Origin of the sequence: Marinobacter sp. ELB17 (assembly GCF_000169375.1) — a bacterium.
GTDB lineage: Bacteria > Pseudomonadota > Gammaproteobacteria > Pseudomonadales > Oleiphilaceae > Marinobacter.
This window is the reverse complement of the sequence record NZ_AAXY01000005.1, coordinates 171,406-194,787: the sequence shown is the minus strand read 5'-3', so window position 1 is coordinate 194,787 and position 23,382 is coordinate 171,406. Positions and strand designations below refer to the sequence as shown.

General features: G+C 53.4%; 20 protein-coding genes and 4 pseudogenes. 15 read left to right on the top strand and 9 right to left on the bottom strand.

All coding sequences use genetic code 11. The annotated features are described in order from the left end of the window. Positions 1-8: 8 nt before the first annotated feature. Genes MELB17_RS08800 through MELB17_RS25020 form a run of 4 tightly spaced genes read right to left on the bottom strand, consistent with a single transcriptional unit; the run spans position 9 to position 2,196 of the window. A complete protein-coding gene (locus tag MELB17_RS08800) occupies positions 9-1,298 on the bottom strand; it encodes a rhodanese-like domain-containing protein (protein ID WP_007349843.1) in 1,290 nt (429 codons plus the stop codon). Further along, on the bottom strand, positions 1,270-1,596 hold the full coding sequence (locus MELB17_RS23205; protein ID WP_007349842.1) for a rhodanese-like domain-containing protein: 327 nt from the start codon (positions 1,594-1,596) through the stop codon (positions 1,270-1,272). Before MELB17_RS23205 ends, MELB17_RS08800 begins: the two co-directional genes overlap by 29 nt. Beyond that, positions 1,589-1,819 carry a hypothetical protein gene (locus MELB17_RS25025; protein WP_007349841.1) on the bottom strand — a complete coding sequence of 77 codons (231 nt, stop codon included), beginning with the start codon at positions 1,817-1,819 and terminating at the stop codon, positions 1,589-1,591. The genes MELB17_RS23205 and MELB17_RS25025 overlap by 8 nt, the downstream gene beginning before the upstream one ends. Then, positions 1,816-2,196, bottom strand: a complete 381-nt coding sequence (locus MELB17_RS25020) for a hypothetical protein (RefSeq protein ID WP_007349840.1) — start codon at positions 2,194-2,196, stop codon at positions 1,816-1,818. Before MELB17_RS25020 ends, MELB17_RS25025 begins: the two co-directional genes overlap by 4 nt. Positions 2,197-2,295: 99 nt before the next feature. Here MELB17_RS25020 and MELB17_RS08790 point away from each other — a divergent pair, with 99 nt between their 5' ends. Continuing rightward, positions 2,296-3,171 carry a LysR substrate-binding domain-containing protein gene (locus tag MELB17_RS08790; RefSeq protein WP_007349839.1) on the top strand — a complete coding sequence of 292 codons (876 nt, stop codon included), beginning with the start codon at positions 2,296-2,298 and terminating at the stop codon, positions 3,169-3,171. A gap of 236 nt (positions 3,172-3,407) precedes the next feature. After that, positions 3,408-4,301: a LysR family transcriptional regulator gene (locus tag MELB17_RS08785; protein ID WP_007349838.1), complete on the top strand. Its 894-nt coding sequence runs from the start codon at positions 3,408-3,410 to the stop codon at positions 4,299-4,301. 40 nt (positions 4,302-4,341) lie between these two features. Here MELB17_RS08785 and MELB17_RS08780 read toward each other — a convergent pair whose 3' ends face one another. The 4 genes from MELB17_RS08780 to MELB17_RS08765 all read right to left on the bottom strand — a co-directional run bounded on the left by MELB17_RS08780 (position 4,342) and on the right by MELB17_RS08765 (position 8,476). Beyond that, positions 4,342-5,055: a class I SAM-dependent methyltransferase gene (locus MELB17_RS08780; RefSeq protein ID WP_007349837.1), complete on the bottom strand. Its 714-nt coding sequence runs from the start codon at positions 5,053-5,055 to the stop codon at positions 4,342-4,344. Positions 5,056-5,155: 100 nt separating this feature from the next. After that, on the bottom strand, positions 5,156-6,532 hold the full coding sequence (locus MELB17_RS08775) for a TRAP transporter large permease (protein ID WP_007349836.1): 1,377 nt from the start codon (positions 6,530-6,532) through the stop codon (positions 5,156-5,158). Then, the gene (locus MELB17_RS08770) at positions 6,532-7,212 is read right to left on the bottom strand and encodes a TRAP transporter small permease (protein ID WP_007349835.1); all 681 of its coding nucleotides are present in this window, start codon (positions 7,210-7,212) and stop codon (positions 6,532-6,534) included. Before MELB17_RS08770 ends, MELB17_RS08775 begins: the two co-directional genes overlap by 1 nt. Positions 7,213-7,474: 262 nt before the next feature. Beyond that, a complete protein-coding gene (locus MELB17_RS08765) occupies positions 7,475-8,476 on the bottom strand; it encodes a DctP family TRAP transporter solute-binding subunit (protein WP_007349834.1) in 1,002 nt (333 codons plus the stop codon). 317 nt (positions 8,477-8,793) lie between these two features. Between MELB17_RS08765 and MELB17_RS23685 the strand changes: the two are divergent. From MELB17_RS23685 to MELB17_RS08715, 10 genes and pseudogenes are all read left to right on the top strand, one after another. Continuing rightward, positions 8,794-10,292, top strand: a pseudogene (locus tag MELB17_RS23685) (IS3 family transposase). Between the two features lie 42 nt (positions 10,293-10,334). Then, a pseudogene (locus MELB17_RS23680) lies at positions 10,335-10,538 on the top strand (IS30 family transposase); the annotation flags it as partial. 1,434 nt (positions 10,539-11,972) lie between these two features. After that, positions 11,973-12,971 carry a DctP family TRAP transporter solute-binding subunit gene (locus MELB17_RS08750; protein WP_007349831.1) on the top strand — a complete coding sequence of 333 codons (999 nt, stop codon included), beginning with the start codon at positions 11,973-11,975 and terminating at the stop codon, positions 12,969-12,971. 65 nt (positions 12,972-13,036) lie between these two features. After that, positions 13,037-13,549, top strand: a complete 513-nt coding sequence (locus tag MELB17_RS08745) for a TRAP transporter small permease (RefSeq protein WP_007349830.1) — start codon at positions 13,037-13,039, stop codon at positions 13,547-13,549. A 2-nt stretch (positions 13,550-13,551) separates the two neighbouring features. Beyond that, on the top strand, positions 13,552-14,823 hold the full coding sequence (locus tag MELB17_RS08740) for a TRAP transporter large permease (protein WP_007349829.1): 1,272 nt from the start codon (positions 13,552-13,554) through the stop codon (positions 14,821-14,823). 22 nt (positions 14,824-14,845) lie between these two features. Then, positions 14,846-15,619 (top strand): SDR family oxidoreductase, encoded by a 774-nt coding sequence (locus MELB17_RS08735; protein ID WP_007349828.1) that lies wholly within the window; start codon positions 14,846-14,848, stop codon positions 15,617-15,619. A 19-nt stretch (positions 15,620-15,638) separates the two neighbouring features. Beyond that, positions 15,639-16,574 carry a 3-hydroxyacyl-CoA dehydrogenase gene (locus MELB17_RS08730; protein WP_007349827.1) on the top strand — a complete coding sequence of 312 codons (936 nt, stop codon included), beginning with the start codon at positions 15,639-15,641 and terminating at the stop codon, positions 16,572-16,574. A gap of 34 nt (positions 16,575-16,608) precedes the next feature. Further along, complete coding sequence (locus tag MELB17_RS08725; protein ID WP_007349826.1) at positions 16,609-17,541, top strand: 3-keto-5-aminohexanoate cleavage protein; 933 nt, start codon at positions 16,609-16,611, stop codon at positions 17,539-17,541. 270 nt (positions 17,542-17,811) lie between these two features. After that, positions 17,812-18,024: a hypothetical protein gene (locus tag MELB17_RS25015; protein WP_007349825.1), complete on the top strand. Its 213-nt coding sequence runs from the start codon at positions 17,812-17,814 to the stop codon at positions 18,022-18,024. After that, the gene (locus MELB17_RS08715) at positions 17,981-19,087 is read left to right on the top strand and encodes a LacI family DNA-binding transcriptional regulator (protein WP_319795879.1); all 1,107 of its coding nucleotides are present in this window, start codon (positions 17,981-17,983) and stop codon (positions 19,085-19,087) included. The genes MELB17_RS25015 and MELB17_RS08715 overlap by 44 nt, the downstream gene beginning before the upstream one ends. Positions 19,088-19,289: 202 nt before the next feature. On the opposite strand, the pseudogene MELB17_RS24520 reads toward MELB17_RS08715, so the two are convergent. Then, positions 19,290-19,540: pseudogene (locus tag MELB17_RS24520) on the bottom strand (ATP-binding protein); the annotation flags it as partial. Positions 19,541-19,856: 316 nt separating this feature from the next. Here MELB17_RS24520 and MELB17_RS08710 point away from each other — a divergent pair. From MELB17_RS08710 to MELB17_RS08700, 3 genes and pseudogenes are all read left to right on the top strand, one after another. After that, positions 19,857-20,294 (top strand): annotated as a pseudogene (locus tag MELB17_RS08710) (helix-turn-helix domain-containing protein); the annotation flags it as partial. 226 nt (positions 20,295-20,520) lie between these two features. Beyond that, positions 20,521-21,294, top strand: coding sequence for a hypothetical protein (locus MELB17_RS08705; protein WP_007349821.1), 774 nt, complete (start codon positions 20,521-20,523; stop codon positions 21,292-21,294). Between the two features lie 553 nt (positions 21,295-21,847). After that, positions 21,848-22,936 (top strand): ADP-ribosylglycohydrolase family protein, encoded by a 1,089-nt coding sequence (locus tag MELB17_RS08700; protein WP_007349820.1) that lies wholly within the window; start codon positions 21,848-21,850, stop codon positions 22,934-22,936. The last annotated feature ends 446 nt before the right edge of the window (positions 22,937-23,382 follow it).

The window sequence follows — 23,382 nt, the reverse complement described above, 5'->3', positions numbered from 1 at the left end:
AAACATGTTTAGCTTCTGAAGATACGGCGTTCCTGATCGTCAAGTTGGGCTAACAAACCGGTTTCCCAGGCTAGATAACGGCGGGAAGCTTCCAGGTTGCCATCGTGTCGGTCATGCACAAAAAACAGGTAATCGATGCAGCTGGTATTATTTGGCTTTTTAGGAGTGCGTTCTAGGGTAACGCCTTTACTTTGCCAGTCTACAAGTGTCGAGGCCAACCAACCTATGTTTTTAAAACCTTGCGCTTTGAGCTCGATGGTGAGGCAGATTGCACGCTCCATATCGGCAATTATTACGATGGACTGTTGATAATCAGTACTGGTGATCTGCTCATTGAGTAGCGATCGGTTTACCCAGCGATAACCGGGTAAGTGACCTTCTCGATACTGCATGCTGGGGCGCGCATCGAGACAAAGCATTGCTGGGTCCAAAGCTTCCTCTAGCTGCACTTTTCGCGGGCTTTCCAGTCGTAAATTAGATTCAGATTGCTTCTTAAAGTCGCGTAGGCTTCGCCATGAATCCCTTCCACCTCGCAGCCAGGCAACGTCTACTCCCATCAGCGCCAACCAGCTGGCAATCATTGGAGCGCGGCACTCATCATCATCGATCAGCACTACGCGAGCACTCTGCACGCCTACCCAGTGGTCAAAGGCCTGGATCAACTGTCCGCCTGGTGCGTGGACTGCAGCTGCGTGTCCGTTCTCGCGGTACTCTTCCTCAGTGCGAATGTCAAAAACATAAGTAGTGCGCTGCTCGTCCGCTAGCCAGTTATTCAACGTTGGCTCGTTAATCGCCGCCACCTGATGCGATTCCGCCAATTGGCGGGCTGCAGAGCCAAGCGCCGCATCAGTCTTGGCTTCACGGGGGTAGTAGCGTTTACTTCCATGCTCGAGAGATAGCCCGGCTAAACGCCATCCTTGGGTGCCATTTTCTAGGGCGCAGACCGGATTTCTGATACCCAGCCAACGAAGAGTCTGGGCACCAATGATACTACGAGTGCGACCCGCGCAATTTATGACCACTGGAGTTTCAGTGTCACCATCGAGGATAGTGGAAATCCGCTTAGCGAGTTCGCCGTTGGGGCAACACATACTCGCATGAATGTTCATCTTGTTATATTCGGCAACAGGACGACCATCAATAATATAAACAGGCCGGTCTTGGCGCTGCCATTCGGCTAATTGAATAGCGCCTATTTCTGCAGGCTCTAACTGTTTATGTACAAGCTCGCCGAAGGCCTTGCTAACCACATTAACCCCAGCGAAGAGGTTATAACCGCCATCCCGCCATCCCGCCATCCCGCCATCCCGCAGCACCGCCTTCCAGCCAGGCTATATTGCTATAGCCGAGTTCTGCCAGGCATTGGCCAGATCGGCGAGCTCGGCCTTCATCACCGCTGTCCATCACGACCAACAATGTGCTTAGCCTTGGTACCAGCTCACCGATTTGAGCCTCAAGAAGGCTAAAAGGCACGTTCACCGATTGGAATGGATGGCCTGTGCCGTATTCACCAAACTCACGAATGTCGAGAAAAGCGACCTCTTGGCCGTCGCTGGCCAGTAATCGCTTAAGTTCCTGAGGCGTGATACTAGGCACCGTCACCCTCTGCAACTCGGCTTCCGACCCCAATATCCATGGTTTTGCAGGTTTCTGCATCGATATCAAAACTTGTCCGTTGTGACAGTGTTTCCAGCGCGCGCCCATAAAGATGCAGATGACGAACAGGAGAATCACCGTCAACGCCAACTGAGTGAATATCATCGGCCAGCAGAGCAACACCGCCCCCTCGGCCGACAAGAATTTCCTTGCCGGTTTTCAACGTGGCTTTTCCCGGCTCACGACCATCATCCAATCGTTCATACAGTGTGTTGTATTCATCACCCTCAACGCCTGCGATACAGGCCCAGGTTGTGTGGTCATGGGGGGGACGGATTTTTCGGGGCGCATAACGTTCAGGTAGAGTGCGACGGTCAAGTCGTCGCCCTGGTCGATAAGGTATCGAGCTTGATACTCGTCAGGCTCTGGCGGAGGAAAGTCGGATTCATTCCAAAGCGAACTTTGTGTGGCTAGCTGTTTGACCTCGTCCAATATAGTGTCGAGCGACTGACGGGTGACGGCCTGAGAAGCCAATATTTTACGTACTCGGCTAAGCGCGTCCGAAACGACCTGCTGGCGATGTGAGGTTGAAGAACTCATGGCTACCCCCTTTTAATTAAAGTTCCGTCTAAATTACTCCTTTAAGCATGCTATTTATAATAAGATTTAAGCTGTAATAGATAACCAGAGCTTAACTATATGCGCCACCTAGACCTATCGCTGCTCAGAACATTCGTCGCCATTTGTGACGAAGAGAACTTCGCCAAGGCTGCACTGAAAGTTCATAAATCACAGCCTGCTATTAGCCAGCAAATGGGGCGCTTGGAAAATGAGCTGCAAGTATCTCTATTTATAAAGTGTGGCCGTCGAAAAAAACTGACAGCGGCGGGCGTTCGCCTGTCAGAGTACGCTCGCCGTCTGCTGGCGCTACACGACGAGCTGTGGACAACACTGGATGATCAGGAGCTTATTGGCCCGGTACGAATAGGAGCGCCAGCAGATATTGCTGACACCGTGCTACCGAGCATTTTGCAATCTTTTGCACGAGCAAACCCGCGCTTGTCAATGGCTATACATGTTGGCCGCAGCCCAGATCTTATGGACATGCTATTCGCCGGTGAGCTTGATTTGACCATCTCGACGCGTAAAGCAGATGGCTATCCGAATCTAGTGCTTCGGAGTTCTCCGGTGGTGTGGATTGCTGCCAGTGACTATCAGTTAGTTAGCGATGAGCCGCTGTCGCTAGTTTTGGCTGATGAGCCCAGCATTTTTCGGGCTATCGCTCTTGAAGCACTCACTCGCGAGCAGTGGGACTACAAAGAAAGCTACATTGCGCCTAATTTGGCAGGAATCAAAGCGGCAGTGCGAGCTGGACTTGGCATTACAGCCCGCAGTATTGAGATGGTCACACCCGAATTCCGAGTGCTAGGTAAACACCAGGGGCTGCCGTCATTGCCTATCATTAATTTCCACCTCTACTTACGAAACGATAGCCCTAGCGAAGCAGCCAGAAAACTTTATCAGTTGCTCGCGAGCCAGGTTGGAGGCGCCTCACCATCGATGGATAGCGACTAGCTGCGATGATGCGAGGAGTAACGTTTACAAAACGCCCGATCACTTGAAGAGCGTATTTAATGCGAATAGGCTCCGAACAGTGCTATGTATTTTAGCCAATTGAGCAGGAGTGCTGAGATTCTGACCTGAATTCGGAATTAAAGCCAATCTGGAAAAATTCGCCTAAAGCTAATTCCGTAAAGTGCTATTCTTTACCTTGCAAAAAATGAACTCTCGACTCAACCGAGCAACGCATAATGCATTTTGACTTACCTGATTTACGACTTTTCATTCACGTTGCTGAAGCCGGCAGCATGACTGCAGGGGCAAAGCGCGCAAGCCTCTCGACAGCCGCAGCTAGCACGCGCATTAAGTCCTTGGAAGGTCAGCTGGGTAGTCGTTTGTTTTACCGCGCCAGCCAAGGAGTAGAGCTGACGCCTGCTGGGGAAAAGCTGCTCCAACACGCGCGTTCAATAATGAGGCAGGTCGAGTATGTAAAAGCGGACTTTTCCGAGTACCGGGATGGCGAAAGTGGGCATATTCGAATTTTTGCCAACACCACCGCGGTCACGGATTTCATGCCAGAAGTCCTTGCTAGTTTCCTGGGGGAAAGGCCTGGCATAACGATTGATTTGCAAGAAAGACTTACAAATGACATTTTTCGCGGGGTGCTCGACGGGGCCACCGATTTGGGCGTAACGTCCGGTAAAATTGAGATCAAAGGCGTCGAAATTCTGCCTTTTAGCGTAGATCGTTTAGTTGCGGTTGTAGGGTCTAATCATCCTTTGGCTGGAAGCAAGCCTGTTGATTTCAAAGATACCATTGGCTTTCCCTATTTGGGTTTGCACGATGGCAGCACCCTAACTCAATTCCTAAAAAAAGAAGTGGCGAAACTTGGCGAACAGCTATCGCTGAGGATGCAGGTTTACGGTTTTGAACAGACCTGTCGTATGATCGAGGCAGGTGTTGGTATGGCTATCCTGCCGGAGTCTAGCGCTTTGCGTTACCAGAAAAACATGAAACTGGACATCGTGCTTTTAAAGGATGCTTGGGCAACGCGAGAACGCGCTGTAATTGTGCGGGAATATGCTTCATTGCCGGAAGCCTGCAAAGCACTTATTCAATCCATTCGGGACTACCATAATTACTAACGAGTATACGGCCTTTCAAAGTGGGCCCCGAATTTCAAGGTTAGGCAACCGGTCGGCGCAATAGATCAACTCGCATGGGAGCCGTCAAACAAACTCGGCCATCTTCAGCAAAATCGCTGTATCTAGCTTCTACCGCTGCTAGCAATTCAGGTGTCAGCCGATGGTCGGTATGCGTCACGTTGATCATTCTCTGCTCAAATTCGTCGAAGCTGTTAAATACTCTCGGCATGTGGAAAAAGTGCTGACTGACTAACTCAAAGATGCCCTCGGTAACAGCACTAAAAACTGCTTTAAATGCATTCTCCCGTATTGTTTTTTCGCTGTGAAACAACCGTAAAATTTCATTAAAGTCGCCCGCATAAACTGGCTCAGAGATATACGCTAAGCCACCTGGCCGAAGCACTCTGAAAATCTCTGACATGGCGTCAGCCAAGCGATCTTTTGGCACATGATGTAGAGACTTAAACATCAGAACAATGTCAGCACTGGAATCACTAGCTGGAATGTTCTCGGCCCCGGCAACAACAAAGGTCACATTTGGTAAGTTCGTTCGTGCGCTGTTTTTAGTGTGCTGAACAAGGTCCACTTCGCAAGCCAGAATTGAAGCCGGTTCGCACTCGTTAGCGATATAACGGGTGAGAGCCGCTGAGCCACATCCCAACTCCACAATGCAGGCACCTTTCAGCGGTAAAATCTGACGAAAGAGCTCTGGCTCTTTTTTTATTATTAACTTTGTTGGCGCGTTAATTTCCATCAAACCTCCTCATTGCAATCCGTTGATCGCAAACTGAAAAGGCCTCATGGGCAACGTATGACTCTGCCAATCGTTGCCCATGAGGCGATATTGAACTCCGTTATTTGGTAATGATTTCAGGCCCCATGAAGGTGTTGGGCAAGAAGGTCGATATCCACGGGATGTAGGTGATTATGATCAGGAACACCAACAAGACGGCCAAGAAGGGCAGTGAGGCGCGCACCACCGACATCATCGACATGCCTGCAACACCAGAAGTCACGAAGAGGTTTAGCCCCACCGGGGGCGTTATCATCCCGATCTCCATATTGACCACCATGATGATGCCCAAATGGATTGGATCGATACCCAGTTCGATGGCGAGCGGAAAGACCAGTGGTGCCACGATAACCAGTAGGCCACTGGGCTCCATGAATTGTCCGCCGATCAGCAATATGATGTTGACCATAACCAGGAACATTACCGGGCCGAAGCCCGCACTCAGCATTGCATTGGCGATTTGCTGAGGTATCTGCTCTTCGGTCAACACGTGCTTGAGAATAAGCGCGTTGGCGATCACGAAAAGCAGCGTAACGGTAAGTTTGCCTGCATCAAAGAGGGTCTTTTTGGTATCGGGATGGACGAAGACGGTCAAGATCGCCTGCGGTTTTCGCAGGAGGCTGATATTCGCGCCCTCTCCGGTTGTTGCAAGCGGCCCGATATCGCGATAGATGAAACAGGCGATCAGGAAGGAATAGACCGCCGCAACCGCCGCCGCCTCTGTTGGAGTGAAGATGCCGCCATAGATGCCGCCCAAGATGATCACGATCAGGAAGAGGCCCCAACCCGCCTCGCGGCCAGAGGCCCAGATCTCAGACCAGCCTTGCCATTCCCCCTTGGGCATGTTGCGCACGCGGGCAATGATATATATCGTCGTCATTAGCATGAAACCCGCGAGAAGGCCGGGAATGACGCCGGCGAGAAACATGCGGCCGACCGACACGTTGACCGAGGCCGCATAGACTACCATTACGATGGATGGCGGAATAAGAATGCCCAGGGTGCCCGCATTACATATCACGCCGGCGGCGAATTCTTTGGTATAGCCCACCTGACGCATGCCCGCGATCACTATCGTGCCGATGGCTACCACCGTCGCAGGGGATGATCCCGAAAGTGCCGCAAACATCATGCAGGCTAAGACCCCAGCGATGGCAAGGCCGCCGTGCAGATGCCCCACGCAGGCAATAGAAAAACGGATGATACGCTGCGCAACGCCGCCCGTCGTCATGAAAGCGGAAGCGAGGATAAAGAAGGGAATCGCGAGCAAGGTGTAATGGCCAACGAACGCCTCAAGCAGAGTGCCTGCGACGGAAGCCAGGGAAGCATTTGAGTAGATCAGCAAGAAGAGTGTGGAGCTGAGTCCGAGAGAGAACGCAATCGGTACACCAATAAGCAGCAAGGCAATGATTACGAAAAAGAGAATGGCGACATCCATTAATTGGATCCTCCGCGGCTGTCATGCACGTGGCCCGCGCGGATTTCATTCAGTTCGTCCTCAACTTCATGGCTGGCAATCAGACGGTCGAGCTCGCCCCGCCAAATGGCCACAGCGGCCTGGGCAAATCGCAGCACCAGTAAAAACGCGGAGATCGGCAGCACAATATAGGGCACGGCCTTGGGCATTTTTTCGTATGTATCGCCGTAGTTAATTAGATCTTCCAAGAAGCGGAAGGGGCCCACCATCGGTACGTCCTGCATCTCATAGAAGCTTTGACTGCGCGAACTTGTATCGAACCCTGTCGGGAACCAGCGGCCTGATGTGGGGGGTAAGTCAGCAAAAACAGCCCAATAGTCGTAACCGCCCTTTAGCAGGAGCAACGAAAAGACGAGGCATGCTGCGACCGAGATAAGCGCAAGCACTCGACGTATGGCAGGTGAGGCCAGATTCAAAATCACATCCACGCCGAGCTGCGCATGTTTCTTGACCGTGTAAGAAGCCCCCAAAAGGACCAAAAAGCCAAACATGAAAACCGTTAGTTCAAGTGCCCAAAGAATGTTCGAGTTAAACGCGTAGCGTGCTACAACATTGGCGAAAGTGATGGCCGTCATGAGCCCAATAAGCACGGCGATCAAAGTTTCCTCGAACTGATCGATTAGTCCTGTCTTGTGCTGCATCGTACCGTTTCCATGATGGTAGTGTTCCGTTTAACTAACTCGTAAACCTACTGCTTGGCACTGAGGGTTCTGGCCAAAGCTGGCAACACGGACCCATAAACCTCAGAGATAAGGTTTCCGGACTCTCAGAAGTTCAGTAGATTTATGAGTTAGCCAGACAGCACGTTAAAGAAAGTGGTTAAAAAATTGGGCAGGCCAATATGGACTGCACGATACCGGTACAGCACAGCCCCCGAGTGGGGGCTGTGCTGTTCATGCGGATTTACGAACTGGTGTTCGAGTTGACGGCTGCGTCGATATTCTCTTGTCCGATATCGCCCATGAATTTTTCCCAGACGGGCTTCATCTTCTCAATCCAGTTGTCGCGCTGCGCGGGTGTCAGTTGACGCACCACGCCGCCGGCATCGATGATCGCCTGCTTGGCGCTTTGATTGACCTCGCTGGATTCGCTATTGCGGGCATCGGACACTTCCGCCACGATTTGCAGGAACTGGTCGCGTACATCAGCGTCAAGGCTGTCAAGCCAGTCGACGCTGGTCACAAGCAGATAGTCGATTACACCGTGATTGGTCTCGGTGATGCCGTCCTGAACCTCAAAGAACTTTTTTCCGTAAATGTTGGACCAGGTGTTTTCCTGACCATCCACAACGCCCATCTGAAGCGCGCCGTAAACCTCGGAAAAGGCCATTTTCTGCGGGCTGCCTCCAATCGCCTCCATCTGCGCCACCAACACGTCGGAGGATTGAACGCGGAATTTTAGCCCTTCGGCGTCCAAAGGCTCCAGTAGGGGTACACTGGCCGACATCTGCTTCATGCCGTTATGCCAATAGGCCAAGCCCTGAAGACCGCGGCGCTGCATGCTGTCAAGCATGGCCTGCCCATTATCGGAGGCCTGAAATCGATCCACTGCTTCGATATCTGAGAAGATGAAGGGCAGATCGAAAAGGCGGAACTGCTTGGTCAGTCTCTCGAATTTCGAGAGTGACGGTGCGGCAAGCTGAACGTCGCCCCGAAGCATCGCCTCGATCACCTTGTCGTCATTATAAAGAGTGGAGTTGGGAAACACTTCGACGCACATCTTGCCATCCATTTCCTCGTTTACACGCTTCTGCAACAACGAGGCGGCGATACCCTTCGGATGCCTGTCAGTGTTGGTGACGTGGCTGAACTTTACGACGATCTCGCCATCGTCGCAGGCGGCCATTACAGCCCCTGGGCCAATGCTCAGAGCCAGTGCCGATACTGCTGCGGTCAGAAATCTCATACGGGTTTCCTTTTATTATAATTAATGTATTTTAGACAGTACTGTGTAGGCCCAAATTGTTATTAAATAATAAGGCCAACTAGTACTTAATAGTATTTATACTTACACAAAGTAATAGAAAAAGATATTTGCAATTAATCAATCCGGGTTTAAGCGGTGATTAACACGTAACCCCCCTCTGTCAGCCTAGTTGTCCAGTTGGCGATTTCGTCTAAATTCATGTCAGATTGGGCGGTATGAGAGCAGTCATGCCACGTTATTCCGAGGAACGTAAAGCGGCCGTATTGAAGAAGTTGTAACCTCCGCAGAACCGCAGTGTGGTGCAGGTGGCCGCAGAGGAAGGCCTATCGGATGTGACTCTGTATAGTTGGTTAAAACAGTGTCGACAACAAGGAATGCCTGTGCCGGGTTATCGTAATACCGGAGACGATGGGTCTCCTGAAGCCAAGTTGGCCGTCGTGATCGAAACGGCGTCTATGTCTGAAGCTGAACTGGGTGCGTATTGCCGCCAGAAAGGCCTGTATCCCGAGCAGGTGCAGCGCTGGAAGGAGGCCTGCCTACACGGTACCGGGTTGCAGGAAGGGCAAGGGAAAGCCGCTCAGAAACAGCAGCGTGATGCCCGTAAGACCATCAAAAAGCTGCAAGCGGAAGTTCGCCGTAAAGATCGGGTTCTGGCAGAAACGACCTCGTTGTTGGTGCTGTCAAAAAAGCTCGAAGCCTTGTACGGCGAGGACCCGGACAGCGAGGACAGCTAACACCGCTGGCCGAACGTACAAGGCTTTTAAACGACTATGACGAAGCTGTCGCCAGTGGCGCAGCTCGGTACAAGGCAGCCGATTTGATGGAGCTGAGTCAGCGCACGCTGAAGCGCTGGCGACAGGCCAATGGCGCTGTGGCGGAAGATCAACGCCCGCAAGCGGAGCGCGTTGTGCAGCCACACCAGCTTACTCACGCTGAAGAAGCGGCCATTCTGGACACTTGCAATGAACGGGAGTATCAGAGCTTGCCACCGTCTCAGATCGTGCCTCGACTGGCGGATAAAGGGCTGTACCTGGCGTCTGAGTCCTCGTTCTACCGAGTGCTCAAAAAGCACCAGCAATTGAATCATCGGGGCCGTATGAAATCGCCGCGCAAGGTCCCTGAGCCCACTAGCTTTACCGCCACAGGCCCGAACCAGGTGTGGAGCTGGGACATCCGTTATTGCCCCTCAGAGGTACGCGGTCAGCACTGGTATCTGTACTTGATCATGGACATCTACAGCCGCAAAATCGTGGCGTGGGAAATCCACGAAACAGAGTCCGGCGAGCTCGCCAAAAAGCTCATTGATCGAGCTCTGTTGCGCGAGAGATGTTGGCAAAACCCACCGGTGCTGCACTCAGATAATGGCGCGCCGATGACGTCCTACACACTAAAAGCGCGACTGGCAGAACTGGGTATGTTGATGTCTCACAGCCGACCCAGAGTGAGCAACGATAACCCGTACTCCGAGTCGTTGTTCAAAACGCTGAAGTACTGCCCGAAGTGGCCCGCTAAAGGCTTTTCATCACTAACGGCGGTGCGCAAATGGATGCTGTTGTTCGAGCAGGCCTATAACGAAGAGCACCTGCACAGCGGCATCAACTTCGTGACGCCAGCGCAGCGGCACCAAGGTGTTGATGCAGAGTTGTTAGCCAAACGTGAAGCGGTTTATGAACGAGCAAAGAGTCTGAATCCCAAGCGCTGGCCTGGTGATACTCGAAACTGGGAAGTCGCCGGAGTCGTCTCGCTCAACCCTGGAAAATTGCAGGAAATTGAGCGCAATAAACAGGCTGCTTAGGTGCAGCTATTTGGACAACTGGGTTGCATATCACCGTTAGCTGTTGCCGAAAAGCTGCGTATTGACTGGTCGCCGGAACAGGTAGCAGGCTGGTTAAAACGCCAGTTTCCGGATAAAAAATCTATGCATGTGTCTCATGAAACGATTTACCGCAGTCTTTTTATTCAGGCTAGAGGTGTTCTGAAAAAAGAACTTATCAAGCATCTCCGTTCGAGACGTGGCGTGCGAAGATCAAGGAATAGAAGCTCCGAAGAAGAGCATGAGCATACAAGTCATTCCAGTATATTCCGGGCCTGATGGCCCTCCACCGAACCGCCTTTGCGCTGCGCTTCAAGGCAGCCGCTAAATGTTGGCGTTATGAGTTCTATCAGGAAAATTCATGATTATTGAAATCGGCATCGTAGCTCTCTGCATAAGGAGCGGTAAAAGTCTTCCCCACGCCAGTAGCGGAAAGATCGGGCATGAAAAGCTACGAAATTATTCCCCACCGTGATTGGCACTTCAGCCAAGTAGGAACACTTGTACCTAGCGTGAATGGGCTCTTTAATTTGGGAATGCCCCACTATACCTACCGTGATTTGCAGCGTGTGCCTGGTGAATTAAGTTAGTCAAAGTGCTTTTTGAGGGTGCCACCTGATCTAAAGTGAGTTTTTGCGGTGTTACTTGAGCCATTTTTGGCTGTGTAGATACCTAATGACAGCAGCAGAGGTGGTTTTGAGGGTTTTTCTACGGTGCCAGACCATCATTATGGTTCGTGCATTGGGAATTCTGGTTCATACATTGCTCAATACGAGGACTGATAGAAAACGCATTTGCGCCCAGGAATTCATACCCCTCGCTCTATGTATCGCACAGAATTCCATACCACCGATGTTGGTTTGAGGTGGCTAGACCAGCGGAGCCGCTTGAGAGCGATTGGTTAGTTTGATGGAGCCGGAATAGGCAGTTTCATGGAACTGGAACGTGCGACAAAGTTTCTGGGCACCCGATTTTAGTCAGTTTCATGGAGCCAGCAGGCCCACTTAGGCATAGTCAGTTTGGTGAAGAAAGTAAGGAGTATTTTGACATCTTACAGATGATATTAACCAACTGTCGTCTGTACGGCATCGATCACTGCCTGGTCAACGCTGTTTGCTGACCGACCGCTGCGTTCAGACGTCGAAATGTAAGTCTGGACGCACTGGAATGGTCGCTAACGTGCAGGGTGGCAAAGCCTGCACGAAGGGTCTACCCCCAGAGCAGCCGACCTGCTGACGAAAACGAGTCAGTGGGGGCGAGAATGACGCTCTAGATACTTGCGGCACAGAGAGTGGACTGAGAGTGGACTGAGAGTGGACTGAGAGTGGACTGAGAGTGGACTGAGAGCCATCTCTGCAAGAAGTGAACGTCAACGCTCACACGCTACTGACGCGAAGTCAAACAGTGGTGACAACTGGCCAAATACATCCAATTTTTGAATACGTAGTTACTATTAAAGATAAATTTTTTTGTATATTTATCAATTGTCTGAAAACAATAACAAACAAAATAAAAGTAAAATATGTATGAGTAGACAGATTATTGCATACGTATGCATTATCGACTACAGTGTTAATGTGGCCCTGAAGTCGAAGTGCTATGCACCACTTAACAATGACAACAAAACCAGCACACGATCTAGAACATCACCAGGAGTTCAGCATGAAGCGCCCCTCTACTAAGATTTTCACTATTTTCGCCCTAGCCGGTGCCATCGCCTTGGCCTTCTCAGCAACTGCGCAAACCCAGGCAGAGCGGGTAATAAATGTCAGCCTCCCGCTGGGTCCCGAATCCCAGCAGGGTGTCGGTGTACTCAAGTTCGGCGAGGAACTTGAACGCCTATCAGACGGCCGGCTGACCATCGAACCCCACTATGACAACGCATTGGGTGCCGAACGCGAAGTCGTCGAGGGCATGGGCTTCGGCATCATAGATGCTGGCATCTCCTCCACCGGCCCGATGGGAGGCTTCGTTGACGAGTTCTTGCTCTTTGACCTGCCCTACGTCTTTGAGAACCACGAACATGCCTATGCCTTTCTTGACAGCGAATATGGCGAGCAGCTAGCCCAACTGGCCGAAGAAGGCATGAACGTGAAGATCCTGGCATGGATGGAAAATGGCTTTCGTCACGAGACCAACTCGGTGCGACCGATCGAACATCCGAGCGACCTGGAAGGTATTAACCACCGCACCCAGGAAAGTCGCGTCCAAGTCGATACCTGGGAAGCGCTGGGTGCCAACGCGACCCCTATGGCCTGGACCGAGGTCTACACGGCGCTGCAGCAGGGTGTAATGGACAGTCAGGAAAATCCTCTAGCTACCATCTATGACGTTAATTTTTACGAAGTTCAGGACTACCTGAACATGACCCAACATGTCTATTCGCCGGCGCCACTGATGATGGGCCTGGGTCTGTTCAATTCTTTCAGCGAAGAAGATCAGGCGATCATCATGGAAGCGGCCCATATTGCTTTGTCGGTACAGCGTGAGGCTAGTCAGGATCTGGAGCAACGTTACCTGGTGCAACTCGAGGAATTGGGCATGACCGTGACCCATCCCGACCTTGCCCCTTTCCGCGAAGCGGTCGAACCGGTCTTTGAGGGCTGGGCACCCACCGTCGGTGAGGATCTAGTGAACGCTGCCATCAATTTCGATTACTGAACCCCGACAACGCCCGCAGGCAGCACTATCTCCTGCGGGCAACTTCCTGAATCATGAGGCCAGCCATGAAGTCTTATCTATTACTGGCCCACAGAGCCGTCGATGAATTCAACCGGTTTATCGGTTTGATACTCGCCGGGCTTTTGCTGGTGATGACTCTGCTCATCTTCTGGCAGGTATTCGCTCGTTTCGTGATAGGTAGCCCGCTGTTCTTCTCCGATGAAATAGCTCGCTTCTCAATGCTCTGGTTGACCTTCCTCGGCGCCGGATATGCCTATCGTAAGGGCACACTAATTTCGGTGGACATCTTGTTGGAATACGCCGGAAAAAAGCTAGCCCGTCTGCTGCGGATTGCCATCATCCTGTGTTCCGCCCTCTTCGCCTTCATAATGATAAAGCACGGCTACGACCTTACGGATCGGGTCGCCAGCCAGACAGCACCCAGCACCCGAATTTCCATGATGTGGCCTTACATGGCCGTTCCCGCGGGAGGCGTTGTCATCATGATCAATAGCCTGGGGTTGTTGCTTGATGAGGCACTCGACATTCCCAGCCAGCCTAAACAGGAGGTGAACTAATTATGACTCTACTCTTGTTCCTGCTGCTGATTTCGCTGTTCATCATCGGCGTGCCCATCGCTTTCTCGCTCGGACTGGCATCTGCTATTACCGTTTGGCAGGGGGATCTTTCACCCATGCTGATCGTCGCCCAACAACTTATCGCGTCGGTGAACTCTTTCCCGTTGATGGCGATTCCCTTCTTCATCCTTGCGGGTTTCCTGATGCAGAGCGGGGGCATTTCCCAGCGCCTAGTTGACTTCTCAAACACCCTCGTTGGCAGTATGACAGGTGGTCTAGCAATGGTGGCCATCGTCACCTCGCTGTTCTTCGCTGCTATCTCAGGATCAGGCGCAGCCACTACCGCAGCGATTGGCTCTATCCTGATTCCCGCCATGCTGGCCAAGGGTTATCCTGGAGGGTACACGGCCGCCAACCAGGCCGCCTCCGGCGCCCTCGGCGTCATTATCCCGCCCAGCATCCCACTGATTCTCTATGGGATTGCCGCTAATGTGTCAGTGGGAGACATGTTCATCGCAGGCATTCTGCCAGGTATCTTAGTCACTCTGACCCTGCTGATTTTTGCCTACTTCTTCGCCAAGGCCAACGGCTTGGGGGGGAGTATCGAAAAGAGTTCTTGGATGGATGTCCTGCGAGCCGGGCGCAAGGCAATCCTGGCAATCCTCATGCCAGTCATCATCTTGGGGGGCATCTACGGAGGCATCTTCACGCCGACTGAAGCCGCGGTCATCGCGGTGGCCTACTCCTTCCTGATCGGCTTCGTCATTTATAGGGAAATCAAGCTGAGCAGCCTGGTCAGCATCCTCAAGCAATCGGCTGTCACCAGCGCTATCGTGCTAAGCATCATCGGCGCTGCAGGGCTTTATGGCCGCATCCTTCAGCGATTGAGAGTGCCTGACACGGTGTCTCAATTCGCGATCTCGACCATCGACAGCCCACTACTGTTTATCATCCTGGCCAATCTCCTGCTGCTGTTTGCAGGGATGTTTATTGAGGCGGCCGCGGCGATCCTGATCTTCGTGCCCATCCTGTTGCCTATTGCGATTAGCTTCGGATTCGACCCCGTCCACTTCGGGATCATTATGGTGGTCAACTTGGCCATGGGCATGTTCACCCCGCCGGTCGGCCTCAACCTCTTCGTGGCATCCCAGATTGCCGATATTAGTATTGCTCGCCTCACTTGGTCCGTCCTGCCCTTCGTAGGCATCGTGCTCATCAATCTGATGATCATTAGTTTGCTGCCCTTCCTATCCACTTGGCTACCTTCACTGTAAGCCTATTCAAGGAGAGAGTTTCATGACCGTTTTAGAAAGCCTAACACCACGCCGCGGCCTCAGAGTATTGATTACCGCGGGGGCCAATGGCATCGGCTTGGCCATCGCTAAGGCCTTCCAGGAAGCAGGTGCCCGAGTGCATGTCTGTGATATCGACACCCAGGCTCTAGCTAGCTTGCCCAAGGGCATCACCTACACCGAGGCCAATGTCAGCCTGGAAGCTGACGTCGACCGGCTATTCCAAGATGCTACCGCCTTAGGCGGGCTCGACGTGGTTGTCAATAATGCCGGCATTGCCGGCCCTACCGCTGGGATCGACGAGGTCAGCCCTGAGGCCTGGACTAGCACCATCGATATCAATCTCAACGGTCAGTACCGGATAGCCCACCGGGCTGCTCCGCTTCTGCGCAAGAGCCAGGGACTGATGATCAACATGGCCTCGGTCGCCGGCCGCCTAGGCTTTGCCTATCGCACCCCCTACGCGGCTAGCAAATGGGCCGTCGTCGGCCTAACAAAGAGCCTAGCATGCGAGCTCGGCCCTGAGGGGGTGCGTGTCAACGCTATTCTGCCCGGTATCGTGCGCGGGCCCCGCATTGAGAAGGTCATCAAGGATCGCGCAGCCAAGCGCGAGATCAGCTACACCGAGATGGAGCAGGAAAATCTTTTCAAGATTTCCCTGCGACGTATGGTGGAACCCAACGACATCGCCGCTATGGCGCTGTTCCTGTCGGCGCCGGGGGGCGCCAACATCTCGGGTCAAGCGTTGAGCGTCTGCGCCAACGTCGAATCCTTATGACCGGCAACGGAGTCACATCATGACAGCTCGTATAAGCATCGTTGGCGCAGGCCTAATCGGCCGCGCCTGGGCCATCGTTTTCGCCAGGGCCGGTATTTCCGTGTCTCTTTATGATGTGGATGTTGTTGCCTTGGGCAAGGTTCGGGAGGCCATTCGCCAGTCCCTCGACGATCTGCAGCAGGCCGGACTGATCGAGGACGTGGAAGCCCCTCTGTCCCTTATCCAGACGGAGAACAATTTGGCTCGCGCTATGGCAGGCGCCGAGTACATCCAGGAGTGCGGGCCAGAGAACGTCGATGCCAAGCGGCGCATTTACGCCGACCTGGAGGCGGTGGCAGCCAAAGACGCTGTGCTGGCCAGCTCCACCTCGGGTATCGCCGCCTCGCAGTTCACCGCGCATCTGCGCCACCCGGAACGCTGCCTGGTCGCGCATCCGGTAAACCCGCCCTACCTGATCCCGCTGGTAGAGGTCGTTCCCACCCTGGACACCTCGGACGCGGCTGTGAAAAGTACAATGCTACTAATGGAACAGGCTGGGCAGGTGCCGATCCTGGTTCGCAAAGAGGTCCAGGGTTTCATCCTCAACCGCCTGCAGGGCGCCCTGCTCAACGAGGCCCTGCGCTTGTTCCGTGACGGATACGTTTCCGCCGAGGATCTCGACAAGACCGTTAAGCACGGGCTGGGGCTGCGCTGGTCCTTCATGGGGCCCTTCGAGACTATCGACCTCAATGCACCATCCGGTGTGATCGACTATGGCGCCCGTTACGGCCAGCTTTACCATGCCATCGATCAACAGCGAGGTGACGACAACCCTTGGGACACCACGACGCTAAACGCGCTCGACAAGGAGCGCCGAGAGCGTCTCCCAAGCGATGGTCTCGCCGACCGGCAAGCCTGGCGCGACCGTCGCCTCATGGCGCTGATGGCACATCAGCGCAGCATTTCCCCTTTCTGAACCTAGACACCTACCTAGCAGGAGAAACATTTACATGGCTACCCAACGCAAGGTCATCATTACCTGTGCTGTGACAGGCGCTATACACACCCCCTCCATGTCACCTCACCTACCGGTCACGCCGGAGGAGATCGCCGAGGCAGGTATCGCTGCCGCCGAGGCAGGTGCCTCCATCCTGCACCTTCACGCGAGAGACCCAAAGAATGGCCGTCCCACTCAGGACCCTGCGGTTTTCGAGCGCTTCTTGCCACGTATCAAGTCCTCCACCAATGCGATCATCAACCTGACCACCGGTGGTAGCCCACACATGACCGTGGAGGAGCGCATGCGCCCGGCCATGGAGTTCAAGCCAGAACTTGCTTCGATGAACATGGGGTCAATCAATTTCGGCTTGTTTCCCATGCTCAACCGCTATGACAACTTCAAGCACGAGTGGGAGCGCGCTCATCTCGAGAATAGCCGTGACCTAGTATTCAAGAACACCTTCGCTGACATCGAGACAGCCATGACGCTTGGCGGCAAGAACGGTACCCGCTTCGAATGCGAATGCTACGATATCGGCCACCTCTACAGCTTGCGCCACCTGATGGATCGAAACATCATTGGGGGACGCATCTTCATACAGAGCGTATTCGGCATTCTGGGCGGCATCGGCCCCCATCCCGAAGACGTAATGCACATGCGCCGCACCGCAAACCGGTTGTTCGGCGATGAATATGAGTGGTCCGTGCTGGGTGCAGGCAGTAGCCAGATGCGTATTGCTGCCCAAGCGGCAGCCATCGGCGGCCATGTCCGCGTTGGACTCGAGGACTCGCTATGGCTTGCGCCAGGCAAACTTGCCGAGAGCAATGCCAGCCAAGTGACCAAGGTTCGCGAGATTCTCGAGGGCCTCTCCTTCGAAGTAGCGAGCCCTGACGAAGCGCGTGAGTTGCTACAACTCAAAGGCGCTGACCAAGTCGGCTTCTAAGGAGACATGTCCATATCTGTCTATTAATTCGAGGGGCAAACACCCCCCTATAGATCCTGGTGCCATGGTCTTGGATGAGGCGGCGTTGATCGGTCGCATTCATTTGGCCTGTGGTGTTACAGTCTGCCGAATGGGGGCTGCGCGGTAAAAAATGAACCGATCATAGTGGGAAAAGGAAGTAACCTGCAGGATGGCTATGTGGTGAATATTTATCCCGGCTACCGGGTCAGCATGGATGCACTATTGGGAACGGCACGCTGGTGGGCATGAATGCGACACTGCTCCACAGCGCCCCGGCACCGCATAATCGGTGCCGGGGCGCTGATCAGCTCCGGCAAACGTTTCCTGACACGTTCTCTGGTCGTCGGCGCCCCCGCCAAGGTAGTCAGAGAGCTGACCGAAGACGAAGAGCAGTCGGTGCTGGACAACAGCAGTATTTATGTTAAGAGGATCGATTCATACAACTCACTGGAGCACATTTAACCCACACCATCATAAAGATAGAGGCCCTTTCGGCTCGGAGAACAGTGAATCGATGAAAAGAAAATCTGTTACCTCGCGCGATGTCGCCCATTTGGCCGGTGTCTCGCAATCTGCTGTCAGCCGCGCGTTCTCCCCCAACGCCAAGATCTCGGAAAAGACTCGCAGGAAGGTAATGGATGCCTCCCGCGAGCTGAGCTATCGCCCTAACACGATTGCCCGCTCGCTCATCACCCGCTCCAGTCGCACCATAGCTGTGGTGACCTACAGCCTGGAGAATCCATTCTACAGCTCTATGCTGGAGAAGGCCTCACGCTTCTTTCAGGCAGAGGGGTATCACTTGCTAATGTTCTTCGCCCCACCTAGCGGCGACTTCGACGCTGTTCTGGATAACATCATTCGCAGTCAGGTCGAGGGTGTTTTGATGCTAGCCATCACCATGACCCAGGCCCAGGCAAGGCTGGTGGACGACTTCGGTATACCGGTCGTCGTCATAAACCGTACTGTGGACTATCCCGGTATTAGTCAAGTAGGCAGCGACAACATTCAGGGCGGCTACTGGGCAGGTCGCTACCTGGCATCACTGGGACATCAACGCATTGCCTTCCTAGGTGGTCTGCCGGATTCCTCAACGCATCAGCAGCGAGAGGCAGGATTTCTTGAGGGGCTGCATTCTATGAACCAAGACTGTCTGACCATCGAGATCGGAAACTATCGCTACGAGGATGCCTGCCAGGCGACCCGCCGTCTGTTCAGCTCACGTACGCCCCCTGATGCCATCTTCGCAGCCAATGACCTGATGGCAATCGCAGTCATGGAAATTCTGCGTCACGAATTCACTCTCAAGGTGCCAAGCGACGTCTCGATCATCGGTTTTGACGACGTGCCTATGGCAGCCTGGCCTAGTCACTCCCTGACCACGGTCAGGCAACCAGTCGACATAATGATCCAAAAAGCTACTGAACTGCTTATGAAACAGATGGTACAGGAGGACATGCAGCCCGAGCATCTCATCTTGCCGGTTACTCCCATGTTGCGTGGCAGCACCCGCCTACCATCTCGGTAGTCAGAGTCCAGTGCTGTCTGAGGTCAGAATAATCGTATAGCTCGATGACCACAAATGCTTGGCAAGATCATTCTCGCACTTCCGCTTTGGCACTGCACCGGCCCTACTGAAGGGGCCGGGCTGCACTCAATTTTAAAACGCAACTGCGTAAACCGTTGAAGGTTGCCATCCATCGGAGCGTAGCGATGCGGGGATTCCATTGTTACTCCGAAGCCGTGGTGTCCGTCAACTTTGCTTGTCGTTTTCGCATGGATTCGCCCCTGAGATTGATCTTGTAAGCGTTGTGAACCAGCCATTCCTCGATAGGGCGCTGGCTGGTTGCGATGGTGGAGCAACGGCCGTAACGTTCTTCCAGCCCTTCCGGCAAGCCTCTTCGGTTCTCTGCACTAGTTTCATAAGACCCCAGTCATTAAGGATTAGTACATCGGCTTTGGCGAGGTTAGGCAGGCATTTGGGGAGTAAATGCTATATTTTCTGAAGCATTATTGAGGTTGCCCATACTGCCGCTTCCTTTCGGTGACTGCATGCAAGGGAAAGGACCAAGGGTACAACAGCTTTATGCTGAGGTCGTCCTCGTGTGGGTCTTGTCCGTCGGTCTCGTAGAAGCCCACTCAGCGCTGATTGTTTCCAACAACGCATGACCCCATCGAGTTTTCTCCCGCCCCTGAATGTGTCACCGCCAGAGTAATACTAACCCCCTAGCGCCAACTTGAAACTGACCCACCTGAGGCAAAACGGCCGCCTAATCACACGATCAGAGCGGCGGCCGATGTTGACTCAGGAGACACTTGTGGAAATTCATGTATTGCATCGTCAGGGCGAGAGTATCCGCGCCATCGCTCAGAAGCTGGGTGTGTCCCGCAACACCGTACGCCGCTACCTGCGGGATTTGAGCACGGTGCCCACCTATCCAGACCGAACGCAGAGAACGACTAAGCTGGACCCCTACAAAGACTATTTGCTGGCGCGGATCGAAGCGGCGAAGCCACACTGGATACCGGCAACCGTGTTGCTAAGAGAGATTCAGGATCGCGGCTATGCCGGCGGGGTCAGCCAGCTCAAGCGCTACATTACCGACTTTAAAACCGTTGAATCTGATCCGGTGGTTCGCTTTGAGACGCCGCCTGGCAAACAGATGCAGGTCGACTTTACGACTATTTCCCGTCACCGGCGCAAGATCAAAGCCTTTGTGGCCACGCTGGGGTTTCCAGGCGACAACGCTGCCTTCTAACGAACAAGAACGGAAGGCCCTGTCCGAAGCACTTGATACTTGGGTACCGACGTCATGAGCAACATTAAAGGGCAGTACAAAAAAACCTCTCATTGCGAGCTCGGACGGCCACATTATAACTGTTGGTCACAGTTACAAAAAACACCAAGCAATCCATTAATACATTTAATTTGAACACTTTACTGGAAACCAGGAAAATAGCATGAACAACAAATTTTTCAGTATCTTGAATACCCTCTCTTTGAACAACAAGCAGATGCCAGAGGCACTTCGGCTCAGCGAGGATGGGGTATATGAAAAATATTACGCGCCTTTCGGACACGTTAACCGCGGTGCCAAGGTCGTCGTTTGCGGGATTACCCCTGGTATACAGCAAGCCAACATTGAACTGGCAACGGCTCAGGAGGAACTTACGAAAGACCGATCAACAGATGAGGTTCTCAAAACTGCCAAGCATGCAGCGAGTTTTGCGGGCCCCATGCGGCGTAATTTTGCGGCAATGCTGGATCAAATCGGCCTACAGCAATGGCTCGGGATTAGTTCCACCGCTGAGCTTTTTGAAAGCCGGCAGGATCTGATTCACTTCACATCGGCGTTGAGGAACCCCGTTTTTGCCAATGGCGCCAATTTTTCAGGCGGCACTGCGATGGTGAATAACCACTACCTTTGGAACATGGCCAGGAGCGGCCTGACAGAGGAGATCCAGCAGCTACCCAATGAAGCGATCTATATCCCCATGGTTAACGGAGTTGATGCGGTTTTTGAAAGGCTGATTGCAGAAAAGGTAGTCGCTGGCGATCGAGTCTTGTTTGGGCTGCCCCATGCTTCGGGTGCCAATGCAGGCCGGATAGCCTATTTTTGTGGTCGGAAAGACCGGGAAAAACTCTCGAGTAAGACGAATCCTGACAGTCTTGATGTTCGGCGCCAGTCGCTCATTGAACGAGTGCGCCAGTTAGGCTGTGTTACTAGCGATTGAATAGAGCTTTCCGAGAGAAACATCCGGTGATACCTACCATACTCGGACAATTTCTATTTCAGAGGGGTGTGTTTTAGTCGCAGGCCATTATTATGGTTCGTGCATTGAGAAAAGGAAGGAATTCTGGTTCGTACATTGCTCAACACGGGGACTGACAGAAAACGCCCTTACGCCCAGGAATTCATACCCCTCGCTCTATATATCGCACAGAATTACATAGTTATCTGGGCGTACGTCTACCACCCCCCCCCCCGCAAAAAGGCCGTTTGTGACTTTGATCGGTATTTGGCGCTGAATATTGATCGCTAATTGGCGTAGTTGGTGAGCATTCAGGAAACGGATTTTATTTTACGGTAGCGTGATAAATATACTAAGGTTTCAACAGCTTGCGAATAGCAGGATCGGATTCTTGCAGACGATGCATTGATTCATTGGAAGTTCTATGACAATTAACGGTTCGGACGTGCCTTGCGTACAATAAAGTCCGTTTCTTGCAGGCTACCCTACGCCAGGCGTAACATCCCGAAACAAACTGAAGAAAGAGTAGACCCTCATGCACCCTAAACCCGCCACTGACCTATCGTTCGAACAGCGAGCAGCCGGCGCCTTCGTTGGCGCACTCGTCGGCGATGCACTTGGTCTCGGCCCACACTGGTATTACGATCTCGAAGAACAGGTCCGTGACTACGGCGAATGGATCGACGATTACGCCGATCCGCAGCCAGGGCGCTATCACGCAGGGTCGGAAGCCGGCGACTCGTCACAGCAAGGCATCCTGATGCTGCTGATGGCCCACTCGCTCATCGACTGCGACGGCTACGACGAAGCAGATTTCTGCAGACGACTTGATGAGGAGCTGTTCCCCAAGCTCGACGGCACACCCGTCTCAGGACCCGGTGGTTACACAAGTCAGTCGATCCGTGACGCCTGGAACGCCCGAGTCCGCGATGGTCGATCCTGGGGCGACGTCGCCGGGCGGGCCGACAACACCGAAGCGCTCGAGCGCGTGCTACCGCTCGCTATTCGCTATGCGCGCCAGCCTCGACGCATGGCCAAAGCCGTCGTATCGAACACGGCACTGACGCAGTCCGACGACATTGTGCAGTCGATGACCGTCGCGTTCTGCGCCGTCCTTGCGCAGCTACTACAAGGTCGCCGACTCGATGCCGACATCTCCGGCACGTTGATGCGGCAGGTCAAAGCCGGCGACCTGCCGTTTCACACCATCGTGCGTGACGACCTGCAACCTCCACAGCCAGGCGATATCGAGGCGTCACTCGACGGTGTGTTTGCATCGCCCGACGCGCTTCTGAGCCCGGGTTACATGGCATGCGCAGCACACGATCCAGGCGTAACGATCGAACCCGCTTCGAAAGTATCGATCGTCTACGGGATGCCTTGCGCGATCTATCACCAGCTGCCGGCAGCCTACTACCTCGCCGCGCGTTTCGAACAGGATTTCGAAAGCGCGGTATTGCACGCAATTAACGGCGGTGGTCAGAACATGGCACGGGCGATGCTCACCGGAGCGCTTGTCGGCGCAAGCGTCGGTATCGATAAAATTCCCGAGCGTTTCATCAACAGATTGAATCGCCGGGACGAGATCCTGGAATTGGCGCAACGGATCAGTGGAGGCGGCTGATGATGGCCGTTGGCAAGCACATCGGAGGCGTGGAAGACTAATAAGTGGCGCGCCCACAGGTTCGGATGTCACTGGTTCATCCTTCCAAAAAAGTTGGCCCATGGATCCACTGAAGCAACTCGCCTCCTTCGCTCCGCATCCATTACAGATCCATCAACACTATTACAAGGCCATCCGTCCTCAATCCGTGCATCGGTACTCTGCATCTCGCTTTTCTTCTGACGCCCTCCCTTAACATCACGGTATTAAGCTTCCACAGTTCCGTTCAAATGCCTGAACCAAGCTCGCGCCTTCTCGGCTCTTGCCTGACACACCACCTGAGTGAGCCTTTCCCCCGATGCTTACGGCAACGGTCTTCAGCCAATGCCGTTCAGGGTGGTTTGGAGCTAGTCCCAGCAGGCAGACTCCGGCGTTCGGTTCCTCCATCACTTCAATAGCTTCTCATG